Source organism: Mariniphaga sediminis, assembly GCF_003573545.1.
In the GTDB taxonomy this organism is placed as follows: domain Bacteria; phylum Bacteroidota; class Bacteroidia; order Bacteroidales; family Prolixibacteraceae; genus Mariniphaga; species Mariniphaga sediminis.
In genome coordinates, this window is record NZ_QWET01000003.1 from 147,795 (window position 1) to 161,368 (window position 13,574).

At 42.4% G+C, this 13,574-nt stretch carries 10 protein-coding genes; 3 read left to right on the forward strand and 7 right to left on the reverse strand.

Features of this window, described 5'->3' with window-relative positions:
• Positions 1-158 precede the first annotated feature (158 nt).
• The 7 genes from D1164_RS04945 to nadB form a co-directional block, all read right to left on the reverse strand.
• Positions 159-2,282 carry a peptidylprolyl isomerase gene (locus D1164_RS04945; protein ID WP_119348847.1) on the reverse strand — a complete coding sequence of 708 codons (2,124 nt, stop codon included), beginning with the start codon at positions 2,280-2,282 and terminating at the stop codon, positions 159-161.
• 219 nt (positions 2,283-2,501) lie between these two features.
• Complete coding sequence (lptC, locus tag D1164_RS04955) at positions 2,502-3,191, reverse strand: LPS export ABC transporter periplasmic protein LptC (RefSeq protein ID WP_119348849.1); 690 nt, start codon at positions 3,189-3,191, stop codon at positions 2,502-2,504.
• Positions 3,166-4,806, reverse strand: coding sequence for a tetratricopeptide repeat protein (locus D1164_RS04960; protein ID WP_147372036.1), 1,641 nt, complete (start codon positions 4,804-4,806; stop codon positions 3,166-3,168). Before D1164_RS04960 ends, lptC begins: the two co-directional genes overlap by 26 nt.
• Positions 4,807-4,835: 29 nt before the next feature.
• The gene (locus tag D1164_RS04965; RefSeq protein WP_119348851.1) at positions 4,836-6,131 is read right to left on the reverse strand and encodes a hypothetical protein; all 1,296 of its coding nucleotides are present in this window, start codon (positions 6,129-6,131) and stop codon (positions 4,836-4,838) included.
• Positions 6,118-6,852, reverse strand: coding sequence for a type III pantothenate kinase (locus D1164_RS04970; protein WP_119348852.1), 735 nt, complete (start codon positions 6,850-6,852; stop codon positions 6,118-6,120). Before D1164_RS04970 ends, D1164_RS04965 begins: the two co-directional genes overlap by 14 nt.
• 1 nt (position 6,853) lies before the next feature.
• Positions 6,854-7,699 carry a carboxylating nicotinate-nucleotide diphosphorylase gene (gene nadC, locus D1164_RS04975; protein WP_119348853.1) on the reverse strand — a complete coding sequence of 282 codons (846 nt, stop codon included), beginning with the start codon at positions 7,697-7,699 and terminating at the stop codon, positions 6,854-6,856.
• The gene (gene nadB / locus D1164_RS04980) at positions 7,696-9,279 is read right to left on the reverse strand and encodes an L-aspartate oxidase (protein WP_119348854.1); all 1,584 of its coding nucleotides are present in this window, start codon (positions 9,277-9,279) and stop codon (positions 7,696-7,698) included. Before nadB ends, nadC begins: the two co-directional genes overlap by 4 nt.
• Positions 9,280-9,442: 163 nt before the next feature.
• Between nadB and D1164_RS04985 the strand changes: the two genes are divergently transcribed.
• The 3 genes from D1164_RS04985 to D1164_RS04995 all read left to right on the forward strand — a co-directional run bounded on the left by D1164_RS04985 (position 9,443) and on the right by D1164_RS04995 (position 13,438).
• Complete coding sequence (locus D1164_RS04985) at positions 9,443-10,966, forward strand: NAD(P)H-hydrate dehydratase (RefSeq protein ID WP_119348855.1); 1,524 nt, start codon at positions 9,443-9,445, stop codon at positions 10,964-10,966.
• Positions 10,967-11,206: 240 nt separating this feature from the next.
• Entirely contained in the window at positions 11,207-12,466 is a 1,260-nt protein-coding gene (locus D1164_RS04990) for a peptidase U32 family protein (protein ID WP_119348856.1), read from the forward strand.
• A gap of 72 nt (positions 12,467-12,538) precedes the next feature.
• The gene (locus D1164_RS04995; protein WP_147372038.1) at positions 12,539-13,438 is read left to right on the forward strand and encodes a YjbH domain-containing protein; all 900 of its coding nucleotides are present in this window, start codon (positions 12,539-12,541) and stop codon (positions 13,436-13,438) included.
• Positions 13,439-13,574: the final 136 nt, after the last annotated feature.

Below are 13,574 nucleotides of genomic sequence, written 5' to 3' on the forward strand. Positions count from 1 at the left end.
AACGTTCTTTGTTTGGACTTTCAAATGTCAGGGCTTCTATAAAATAAGTGAATGTAGCCGTATTCAGAACTGAGAACAAGAAATTTTACACTATCAAAAAAAATGCTGTTTGGAACAATGAACCAAACAGCATTTTTTTTGATAAATATTATATCTGACTAATAAAATTTAGTCCGCTGATCTTCGATTTCAGCCTTCTCACGATGCGCATTATAGGCTTGTGAAGAAGCACGGAAGTTCAGGCTTTGTGCCAACCGTAATTTTTCGCTTTCCACGTCCTGGTTATCCTCTTCCGAAGCGGAGGTAACTTTTACAATAAAAACACCGTTATTCCCGGCCACAGGCGTTGAAATTTTTTCTGTAGAAAGGCTGGAGGCAGTTCCGATAACTTTCGGTTCCATCCCTACGCCTGGTATCTGGATAGCGCTAAAGTTAATATTATTGGCGTTTCGTACCGTTGTTCCCAGCTCGGTAGCAATTTCTTCCAAATCGGTTTTCCCTTCCAGTGCAGCATTAGCTTTTTCCAACAGGTACTGACTTTTCTTTTCTTTTAAAACGGCCAGCTCAACCCGTGCTTTTACACTCTCGAAACTTGCAATACCTTCTTCTGTGGCCGAAATAAGCGTAGCAACAATGAAGTTGTCGCCCAAGTCAAAGATGGTAGAGCCTTGCGTATCCTGGATAATTTCTCCCACTTCCGAATTGTAAGCGGCGCGAATCAACGAACGTGAATTTTCAAGACCGGCAATCTGGCGGTCAGCTTCCCTGACAGACGCTGTTTTTTTATCGAGGTTTTGCTCCGCAACAGCGGCATCAAAATCTTCTTTGCTAAGGTTTTTTCCTGCAAACTCACTTGCTTTTGCATACACATTCTGGTAGGTTTGTGTACTCGGTGTTACGTTACGCACAAGATAGGCAATCTGCACCTGCCTTGATGCTTTTCCCCGGTCGGTAGTTTGAACAAGGTGTATTCCAAACTGAGACTGAACAATGGTTATTTCGTTCACTTTGTTGCTAAAGGCTGCTTCTTCAAAAGGTTTTACCATTTGTCCACGGCCAAACCAGCCCAAATCTCCACCCTGAATGGCGGAACCCTGATCGTCGGAGAATGCGCTTGCAAGACTGGCAAAATCACTTCCACTTTCAATGGCTGATTTCAAACTGTCTGCCAGGGCTTGTTTTGCAAGTACTTCCGGCTGGGTATTTATTCGCAACAGAATATGACGGGCTTCAACTGAGTCAGGCATCATCTCAGAAGCATACAACTTGGCCAGTTTATAGGCATCATCTTCAAAATATGGCCCGAAAATGCTGTTTACTTCCGCATCGGTTTCAAAAGCCCAGGTTCCAATATCTTCCGGTAAATCTTCTTTCTTATACCAACTGTCATCAAAATCCACATCGGAGTTTGCATTAATAAAAGCAACATTATCAGTGGCCGATGCAAAATCAGAAACAATGCCGTTTATCCATTTTTCAGTGTGTTCGTAGTCTTGTTTTGAAGGGGTAACCTCAAATGCAATGTATTCAATCCGGCGCAGTTTTTCCTGCTTGTAATTATCCTGATTTTCATCGTAATATTTTCTCAGGTCTTTGTCGGTAACTACCACCTGACTGTCTGCTACGGAATTGTGATTCAGCATAATATAGTCGAAATTGACCTGCTTGTTCCTTTGTTCTACGCTCTGCTGCGCTTCCTGACTGGTAACATACAAACCTTTTCCAACCATATTGCTGTATTTGCTCTGAACGCGTTCATCCACAATTTGATTTTCGAGGTAAAGCCAGTATTGGCGTTGTTCCGGTGCCACACCGGTTTCCAGGTTTCTCAGGAACTGGACCACAGCGCCGCGATCAACCTGACCGGTATTGGGATTACGGAAAAGCTGCTGAATAATGGGGTGTAAATTGGTTCCCTGCAGCATATCGAAAAGTTCTTCAGAACTTACCTCTATTCCCAGGTTATCGTATACATCGCCCATTATTTGGTCGCGCACTATATTTTGCCAGGTTTGCTCACGAACCTGTACCCAGGTTTGTTCGTCCAACTGGTTTTGACCACTATTCATTCGGTAAATATCTCCAAGCTTTTCAACCTCCTGCTGAAATTGCGGATATTGGATGGATTCTCCGTTTATTTCACCTATTTCCAAACGGTTTCCCTGAAAAAGGGAACTTCCCCCCTGAAACATATCACCCAGAATAAAGGCAGCAAGTGAAACTCCAATCACAATTGCCACCAACAATCCTGCTTTTGTTCTGATAGTTTGTAACGTTGCCATTGATTTACAGTTCTTTTAATGCAATTTTTATTTTAATTTTTCGAGGTACGAAGATAGCAATTTTAAAAAGAATCCATGAGATTTTATTCTTTTTTGGGAACTCCGTTGATAAGGAGTTATATTTTATTGATTTTCAGTGTGTAAAATTTGAGGTTTCCTGCGCTTTTTTAGGATTTGAAGGTTTGTTTAATTAGGAAAAACTTAACAGGTGACTGCGCGTCAGTTGCCCAATTTAAGAGGTTGTTGACCCGGTCGTTGCAATGTCATTCCTTGTTGTGATTGAGGCGAACGAAGTGTATCTGTGTCATTTTGCTCCTGATTATCTTGCACGTCGACATATATGGTGCCCTTTGGGTTTTTAATTCTCCAGTTTTGAAGCGATTGGTCAGACACAAATCCAATTCCGGTGATAATCTGATCGGTGCGAACGATTCTTACAAATTCTTCGGTATAAATCTTCTCCTCTTTTTCTTCCCAAATCAGGTGTTCGGTTTTTAATGTGTCGCCCTGGGCATTGGTGGCAACTACATTATTTTTTGCCTCCCACTTTTTTTCCTTTTCGAATTGTTTGGCATAATCAGCAGTAATGCTGGAAATAATATTCTGCTTTTCGTCGTATTTTATCAGTTCAATTCCTTCAGGAAATTCAGCGAAAGATTTTCCATCGGTTTCAAAGCGTAAAAGTTTCGGGGCTTTTAAAAAAAAACGTACTTCGCCACTGTCCGTAAACATCGTTTCAAAATTGGTTGCTTCCAGTACCGGAAGGTTTTCCGGAGAGCTGAATGCTTTTATTTTTTCGATGTTGTCTTCACAGGCAGAGAAAAGAAATGCAGCCCCTGTAAAAAGGGCTGCAATCTTTAAAAAATAAAATATTTTTTCGGCTTTAGAACCTGACTTTTGTGCTTTCATTGATCCAACCTCCTACTTTGTAGGTTTTTCCTTCCTGCAAGCTACGGAAGAAAGCTTCTTCTTTGTTGGGGAAATATTTACGGTAATCTCTAATTTTTGTTGAAGCATCTACTGCACAATCGGGATTTGACCGGGCACGTTCAAAATAATCGACTACTAACCAGAAGATAGAGGCTTTTTCAAAGTCGTCTCCTCCGAAAGAATGGCTTGCTGCCACATAAATTTCGCCAATCAACATAAGTGCTTCACAATAGTTTGACTTAATATCCAATGCTTTGCGAGCATAGCTTCGTGCTTCCTGTAATGCATGTTCCTTCGCAAAAATGAAAAGGCCATATTCATAATAATACTTGGCAAGCAATTCTTTGTCTGTTTCCTGCTCCATTGCCTGCTGGTAGTATTTTTTAGCTCTTTCTGTATCATTACTTTTTACATTCCGCCGTGCCATGTTGTATGCTGCTTCGGCAGAAGGATCCAGCTCGTAAAGCCGTTCAGTTGCATCAGAAAACAATGGTGTTTCATCACAATTTGCATTACCCAGTCGACGCAGCATATTTTTTATAAAATCAATGTCATCCTTGTTTTCATCAAACTGAGGCGTAAAAATGTTTACCAGCGCTTCACAGTCTGCTGCACCCGATTTACTAAATATTTCTTCGATAGCAACTTTAACCTTTTCTATGTCACTGAGTTTTGACTCTTCTTCCGTTTCTGCCTGAATCGTATTGAGCAGGTTATTACAAATGTCGTAGTTTTTAACTACTGTTTCTTTCGGAATTTCACCCAGTTTGAAAAGAGAGCGGCTCGTTTGCATAAATAATACCAGCACCGGGAGCTCGGTTTTGCTTCCTCCTTCGGCAATCGACTCGTTAGTCCAGTCGTAGCCTTTTGTCAGGGTTTCTTTTAACTCTCCATTTTCAAGCTCCCTGCCGTTTTCGAGTTTATATTTGAGCCATGCGGTTGCTTTACGCCCCAATACAAAACCCTTCTCGTTAAAATACTTGACCCTTTTGTCATAAATTTTCATCAACTCATTGATGTTCTCATTCTTTTTTTCCGGCGAATCCGACTTCTCAATAAATTTTTCAAACATGTTGGCGCCATGAATGTAAATGTTCAGAGTGGATTTCGGGTACCTGGCATAAATTTTTCTCCAGTGAGGAAGGGCAGACTCAAAATTTTCCTGCTTGTAGAACTGATCGTACAACGACCATTCATTCATAAAATCCCTGTCCTGATCCTGGATGAGTTCTTTTATGGATTTTAATATAACATCGGACGATTCTCCTTCTTCCTCTCCTTCTCCGGCAGAAGGTAACTCTCCTTCAAAAGGAAAATCGAATACATCGCCTGTTTTATCTTCAATATCCAGTCTTTTGCTCTCATTGATATAAGTAAACTTAATCCACTTGGTTTTTTCGTCGGCCTCTACTTTATACTTCCCGTCGAAACTTGTCATCATCGAACTGCCACGATGGGCTTCAACATTAATACCCGCAGCAGGTTCCCCGTCACGGTAGACAGTACCGCTTATCATTCTTTGAGCCTGCAGGTTGGAGGCGAATACCAACCCAAGTGAGGTAATTAAGAGCGCTATGCGAAAAACAGCTTTCATAGTTTTGTTAATTTTTATCATTTAATTTTTTAATCAAATCTCCGTTGAATAAACCATAAGTCATATAAATTGACACTCAGGTTAATTTTTGCATAATTTTCAAGAACCAAATTGTTTTCTTTTGTTCCTCTTTTTCCCAATTCAGCCGAAATATTGATCGTTGAATTGGACCGATAAACAGGTAATCCAAAACCAAAAGTTATGCCAAAATCATTAATCTGTTGACCTTCAAGCTTTAAGTATGTTTGCTCATATTTAAAACCTGCGCGATAGGCAATCCGGCTCAGGTAGCTCCTTATGGAAAATTTGTCTGGAATCCATTCGGCGCCGACGGCAAATTTATTTAAATCTGTCAAAACAGGATTCGTTGAGCCAAGGAATTTTGCTTTTGACCATGCCTGGTGGTAGTAGTCGGCATTAACCTCCCATTTATTTTCTTTTACATAAGAAAGTCCAAATCCGTAAGTGAGAGGAAACTCAATGCTGCTCTTTTTCTCACTTTCAAACGGAATAATGGTGTCCTGATCGGATATGCTACTATTCCCAATCTGAAGGGAAACAATTTTGCGGGTTAAATTGGATGCAAACCCGGCGTAAGAAGGTTTGTTTTCCAGAACAGCAGCAAATGTCAGGGATTGTTCTTTTTTTAACGGTAAGGTAGCCTGCATTCCCAGGCTTAGGTTAAAATCACGCATCCTGATGGATTCATATTCCTGGTTATCGTAAATGTCGGCAGCGTCTAAGAAGTAAGTTTCTGCATTGTTATTTAGTCTGCCGAATAAATAATTCAGGTTAACACCAATCGAAATATTTTTCACAGGGTCTAATGCAAATCCCATGTAGGCTTTCGACAAAGAACCTTCTCCATAATATTTTTGCAGGACACTTCCTGCATTTTCCACTTCTTCGTTCAACTCCAGGTCGTACCCTACATCAGAGTATGGTAATAATCCAAGCGAGGTTGCCAGCCAGTTGGTTATTTGAAAATTCATGGCGAAATACCTGAAGTTGGCATCGTTGGCAGTCATGCTGGAAATATCGTTGCTGTATTTGGCAAATGAGCCACTCAATCCGAATTCAAACATAAAGGCCAGCGAATCGACAGCGGTGTAGGAAGCCGGATTGGAAAGGTTGATTTGCTGTTTGTTCCGGCTTGCAAGCGAAGCTCCTCCCATGGCCGTGGTTCGCCCGAAACTGTACGGCTGGAGATCGCCCAATCCAAACCGTGAATACGGTGAGGTAGTATTGTTGTTAAACTGTGCAAATAATAAAGCCGGCAGTAATACTAACCCGGCCAATAAACTAACGCTTCTATATCTCCCCATTATATTCTAATATGCGGTTTAACCCGATGGCTATTAAATTGAAATGTACAAAGAAAGAATTTTTTAATTTCTTATCAAAAAAATTGGCATTGCCGCCGGTAATAATAACGTATAAATTTTTATAAAATTCCTTAAATCTATCGATTACCTTATCTGTTTCAAAAACAAGGCCGTTTTGCACTCCCCCCAGGATGGCTTCTTCGGTTGTCTGTCCGAAAAGTTTATTGAAGTTTTCATTTCTCTCAACTAAAGGCAACCTGCCCGTGAACTGGTTGAGTGCTTTAAAGCGCATCTCCAACCCTGGTGAAATAGTGCCGCCGAGGTATTGTCTGTTTTCGTCTACCAAATCGTAAGTAATTGCTGTGCCAGCATCAATTACTAATACGTTGTTTTCCGGATACAGATGGAAAGCTCCTACTACGCCTGCAAGCCGGTCTTTCCCTAAAGTTTCTTTCGATTTATAGCAATTTTCAATGGGCAAAGGGGTGTGCTCGCCCAGCTCAATAAATTTTTTTAATTTTTTTTGAAGGAGTTCTTTTAAGGCGGGGGAATAATCCTTTACCGAAGAGATAATTGCTTTTTCAATAGAAGGATATTCTTTCAGTAAAATTTCTATATGCGAAGGCAATAATTCTTCAACGGGGACTGAAATCATTTCCTCCCCATGGTTAAAAACTGAAAACTTGGTGCGTGTGTTGCCTATGTCAATTACCAGATTCATTCTAATCGATAATACGCTGACTGATATCAAGGGCCTTTACCGAATGAGTAAGCGCCCCGATGGAGATGTAATTTACACCGGTGGCCGCTACTTTTCGTATTCGCTTCAGCGTCATATTTCCCGAAGCTTCAATTTTTGTGCGCTTGTTTATTAATTCCACTGCCTCTTTCATCATTTTCGAACTCATATTGTCGAGCATAATGATATCTACGTCGGCATCAAGAGCTTCCTGTACCTGTTCCAGGGTGGTGGTTTCCACCTCTATCTTAATACTTTTGGGCACTTTAAAACGGATCGCTTCCACAGCCTGCCTGATACTGCCTGCCACCTGAATATGGTTATCCTTGATCATGACCATGTCGTACAAACCAAACCGGTGATTGGAGGCACCCCCCATTCTTACGGCATACTTGTCGAGGTAGCGGTAGCCGGGCAATGTTTTTCGGGTATCAAGTATTTCCACATTGTGCCCTTCTATTTCTTTCATGCATTTGTTTGCGTAAGTGGCTATGCCTGAAAGGCGCTGCAGAAAATTGAGAGCTTTCCTTTCCCCGGTAAGTAATGCCCGGTAATTACCCTTAAATTCCACAATGATATCGCCCGGTTTTACTTTACTTCCATCGGGCAAAATTTCTTTCCATTCGATGTTTTTATCGAATTTTTTAAAAACCATTTCAGCGACGGCCAGTCCGGCAATCACTCCCTCTTCCTTAGCAACCAATATGGCTGTTCTGTCGGTGTCTGGCGGCACCAGGTTGTTGGTGGTAATGTCTCCATCTCCAATATCCTCTGCATAGCCCAGGTCAAATAAGACCTCGGCCGATCTTAATGTTTTTTTATCTATCATCCCTTCTCTTTTCTAACGTGTTCAAACTGAATTTCTGTGTCTTTCTGATGTACAATATGTACGATAAGATCGGGGTTTTCTTTTGGAAAATCGTCACGTATATGCCCGCCCCTGCTTTCTTCACGTGTGAGAGCGGCCTTGGCAATTAAATGGCATATGGTGGCGCTGCTGTTTATTTTGAGTTGGTTATAATCATCTCCAAAGTAAGTGTATTCTGTACGGATTTTTTCAAATTGTTGAAGCGCTTTCAAAAGTCCGTCCCGGGTTCTCACAATTCCAAGATGTTTCATCATCAGCGAGGCAATTTCATTTTGCTTCTGAAGAAATATCTTTTCATTTTTAGGATTTATTCCAATAGGGTCGGTTTGAGACAGATTGTTCTCCTGTGGCCGGTCAAGCCTGGCTGCCGTTTGGCTGGCACGTTTCCCGAACACAAGGCATTCCAGCAAGGAATTGCTGGCCAGCCTGTTGGCTCCCATGACTCCTGTGGATGCTGCTTCGCCGCAAACAAACAGGCCTTTGATATTTGTTTCTGCATCAAGATTTGTTCGGATACCTCCTACCATGTAATGGGCTGCCGGAGAAATGGGGAGCAGGTCCTTTGTCAGATCAAAACCTTGCTCTTTCAGGTGAAGAAAAATATTTTTAAAACGGAATTTAATTTTTTCAGCATCAAGGTGCCGCAAAGACAAATAAACGTACTCTTTGTCCGATTCCTGAATTTGTTTGAAAATATTAAATGATACCACATCGCGGGGAGCCAGTTCAGCCAAAGGGTGAACATCTTTCATAAATCTCCTGCCTTTGTGATCAAGCAGCCAGGCGCCTTCACCCCGTACTGCTTCACTAATCAGATAAGCTTCTTTGCCCGGTACATACAAGGCCGATGGGTGAAACTGAACAAATTCGATGTCGGCAATGCGTGCGCCGGCTTCATAGGCCAGTGCAATCCCGTCGCCTGTGGCTGTGTGCGGGTTAGTAGAACGGGTAAAAATGCGTGAGAGACCTCCGGTAGCAAGAATCACTGCATTCGCTTTGAAAAGCATGTTCTCGCCTGTTTTAAAATCCAGCGCCTGAACGCCAACAATACGCCCGTTGTTTTTTAGTAGTTTAACAGCTGTGGTAAATTCAAATGGCGTAACATTGGGTTGCTCTTTTACTTTTTGGAGAATAAAACATGTCAGTTTTTTACCGGTGGCGTCGCCACCGGCATGCAAAATGCGCCGGTTTCTATGGCCACCTTCCAGTCCAAGAACAAACTCTCCGTTTTTTTTGTCGAACTGCATTCCCATATCAATCATTTCCAGCACCCTTTCTTTCCCCTCATTCACGAGCACTTCTACAGCATCGTGGTCGCACAAACCGCGTCCTGCAGCTAATGTATCCTTTAAATGTCGGGCAGGCGAATCGTCCTGGGCTATAGCTGCTGCAATACCTCCCTGGGCATAATACGAATTACTCGTATCGAGTTCCGATTTGGTAACAATGGCAACCCGGCCGAATTGAGCAGAATGATAAGCAGCCGTTAATCCGGCAAGCCCGCTCCCAATGACAACCGTATCAAATTCAAGTATTTGCATTATGCTGGTTTTGAAAATGCGCGCCAAAGTTACTATTTCTTTCAAGGAAATACATTTTTTTTCTTTCCAAATAGTTTTAATTACTTATTATTTTTGTAGAATAATGTTTGTTCCGGGGAGATTTGTTCTTTTGAATAGTAAAGAATGACAAGCTTAAAGTAAAATGAAACTTTTTTCTACAAAACAAATAGCTGAAGTCGACAGATTCACGATTGAAAACGAACCTGTTACCGACATCGATCTGATGGAACGGGCGGCCATGCAAATTACAACCTGGATAGACCAACGTTTTTCTGAAGAAAACAAAATGGTTTTCTTTGCCGGTCCGGGTAATAACGGTGGCGATGCGTTGGCTGTTTCCCGCCAGTTGGCGGAACGCGGATACCGGGGGGCGGTTTACCTTCTCGATTTTGGCAAGCCACTGAAAGGCTCTCCGGCCATCAATTGGAAACGCCTGGAGGAACAGGGGAAAGTGGAATTGCACCGGATTCAATCCATCGATGACTTTCCTGAAACAAACCCTTCCGATATACTTATTGACGGGCTGTTCGGATCCGGTTTGTCTCGTCCGCTCGAAGGACTTCCGGCATCCATTGTTCGTAAAATCAATGGTTTGCCCAACAAAGTGATTGCTATTGATATTCCCAGTGGATTGATGGGGGAAGACAATTCCGGAAATATTCCGGAGAATATTGTAAATGCTTATTTTACGCTGACGTTACAGTTCCCGAAAATCAGTTTCCTTTTTTCTGAAAACGAACGATATACAGGTAGTTGGGAAGTTCTCCCCATTGGATTGCATCCTGAAGGGATAGCTCAAACACCTTCGAAACTGTTTCTTGTGGATAAGAAGGAGGTGACAGGAATGATTCCCCGGCGTTCCAGGTTTGCCCATAAAGGTACGTTTGGACATGCGCTGCTGATTGCCGGGAGTTATGGAAAAATGGGTGCTTCGGTACTGGCATCCAAAGCCTGTTTGCGGGCAGGTACCGGATTACTCACCTCGCATGTGCCCCGAATGGGGTATTCCATTATTCAGACGGCGGTTCCTGAAGCTATGACAAGTGTTGATCCGCACGACTCTATTTTTACTGAATTTCCGGATTTATCACCGTTCACAGCAGTTGGTATCGGACCGGGAATCGGTGTAAAAAGTAATACGCGAAAAGCGTTGCATGAATTGCTTGAAAAAGTACAAGTGCCGATAGTATTCGATGCCGATGCGCTAAATATTTTATCCGAAAATAAGGAGTGGCTGAAACAGCTTCCTGAAAACTCGATCCTAACACCTCACCCTGGGGAATTTCGGAGGCTGGCAGGAGAGTCTGTCAACACCTGGGAACGGATACAACAGCAGCGGCAAATGGCCAGAGAGTTGAAAGTAATTATCGTACTGAAAGGGGCTTTTACCACCATTGCCATGCCCGACGGAAAACTGTTTTTTAATGCGACCGGCAATCCCGGGATGGCTACCGCCGGAAGCGGAGATACACTCACCGGAATTATTCTCGGATTACTGGCTCAAAGCCTGCCTCCCCAGCATGCTGCTGTTGTGGGAGTGTTTTTACATGGACTGGCCGGTGATCTGGCTGCCAGAAAGAAATCAATCAATGCCCTTATTGCAAGCGATATTACCGAATTTTTGGGAGAGGCCTTTCTGGAGATGGAATCCGTTTCTGCGTTTTGAGATTTTATATATCAGAATTTCCTTTTGATATTCAGCTAATGGATGCTGTTAATGTAGTTTTTATAACAGAATTTGCAGAGTAGGAGCTTTTGCTTGTGCGAAGGATTGGTTCATTTTCGAAACCGTAAAGTCAGTTCGTCCGGACAGAGAAGTCATGGTCTGCATAGCCAGAGGCAAATCCTGGTATGTTATCTTCTCTTCCAAAATATTGTACCTTTGTGACCGAAAATTTTACGGATAATGCAACAACGGGAAATTGAAATTATGGCGCCGGTAGGTTCTTATGAATCGCTGATGGCAGCTATCCAGGGAGGGGCAGGTTCAGTTTATTTTGGCGTAGAGCACCTGAATATGCGGTCACGATCGGCCAATAATTTTACGCTCGGCGATCTGAAAAAGATTGTTGAAATTTCTAATACATACCATGTAAAGACTTACCTTACCCTCAATGTCGAAATTTTCGACAATGAAACAGAGCAAATGCACGAAGTACTCGATACGGCAAAGGAAGCGGGTGTTTCAGCAGTTATTGCCGCCGACATTTCTGTGATAATGTATGCACGTTCCATTGATTTGGAAGTGCATATTTCCACTCAGGTAAACATAACCAATTTGGAGGCTGTGAAGTTTTATGCCCAATTTGCCGATGTGCTGGTGCTGGCCCGCGAAATGAATCTGGGGCGGGTTTGTGAAATTGACAAACAGGTTAAAGAACAGCAGATAAAAGGGCCTTCCGGAAACCTCGTAAGGCTTGAAATGTTTGTCCATGGTGCATTGTGTATGGCGGTAAGCGGGAAGTGTTATTTGAGCTTACATGAGATGAATTCTTCAGCCAACCGTGGTGCCTGCCTGCAAACCTGCCGACGTGCATACACGGTTACCGACAATGAAACAGGGGCTGAGCTGGAGATAGATAACCAATATATTATGTCTCCGAAGGACCTGAAGACCATTCATTTTCTGAATAAAATACTGGATGCGGGTGTTTCGGTGCTTAAGATTGAAGGACGTGCCCGTTCACCCGAATACGTGAAGACCACCGTGGAATGTTACCATGAAGCGGTAGAATCTTATTTTAGCGGAACCTTCACCGAAGAGAAAATTAAAAATTGGGATGAAAGGCTGGCCTCGGTTTTTAATCGCGGCTTTTGGGACGGTTACTATTTGGGACAGCGACTGGGAGAGTGGAGCGCTAATTACGGGTCAAGGGCCACTAAACGAAAAATATACATCGGGAAATGCACCAACTATTTTACCAATATCCAGGTGGCCGAATTTAAACTGGAAACACAAAACCTCAAGAAAGGCGACGAAATTATTATTACAGGGCCGACAACCGGTGTGTTTCAGACTTTTGTAAAAGAAATCCGTTTCGACCTGGACCCCGTGGAAGAAGGATTAAAAGGGCAACGTATTTCAGTGCCGGTAGAAACTAAAATCCGGCGCTCCGATAAAGTATTTAAGGTAGTGGATGCGAAAGAGGTAAAACAGCGGAGGTAAAATTTGATATACTTATTGGCTTTTCCACAGAGAAAATAATATCTTCATGCCGCGGGAACATAAAAATTGGATATGAGACTAAACCTGCTTTTTTTCATTTTTTGTCTTCTGTTAGCCGAAGTGACGTCCGGACAGATTTTGAGGTATCGTTTGAGCGTCAATAGTGGTATGGTATTGGGTGAGCCCGGTCAGGCGGAGATAGATCATCCTATGAAAGAACAAGCATCGTATTCGGGAAGCAAGGATTTCGAGCCAGGCTTTAAGGCAGGAGTGGAATTTGAGATGATGGCTCCGGTTACAGCAGATTTTGAATTGGGCTTGCAGCTGGGTTATAATCAGCTTTCCGGTCACACGCCCAAAGCTCCGTTGTTCAATTTTTTTCTGTCCCGGCACAACCCGCTTCCCAATTCATATAAATATCCCGATGAAGCATTGATTTATGATACAGAATTGTTGAATACCCTGGCAACTGCCAGATGGTATTTTCTTCCTTATAACGATGAGCTGAATATTTTTATGAAACTCTTTGGCGGTGTGGCTTTTGTTGGGACCGACTTTACATTTCATGATCCGGTTTACCGGGTAAAATATGATGTAGGCGTCCTTTATTCCCGGGGCACACAAAATAGTGAATTTCCCAAAATGGCCGGCTTCAATGGAGGAGTAGGGTTGGGTGCTACGTATCGTTTGTCTGATAAGATTGACCTTTGTTTTGAGACAACCGTTTCGGCGGTTCGTTCTGATATTGTGAACGGTGTGCCAAACTTCAATTATGTTGAAACCGGCGAAGAGACAAGTATGCAACGAACCAACGCGCTAACCACAATGGCTCAGGCAAGTATCGGAATTATTTATTCAGCTATACCCGACAGGAGGCTTAACAAACGTAATTTTACCCGATCCAGAAAGAGTAATAAAAATCTGTTTTGGAAACGAAAGAATAGCAGACCATATTCTAAAAGAAAAAGGTGAATTGAATTTATATCAAGTATTCAAACTGCATTTTAAAAGTATGTTCCGAAAGGTTTTTGGTAACAGATGTTTATTTTTAGAAGTATCAGCTTTTTTGTAATTTTAACCTAAACGATTCATTCATTTTTTAAGAGCT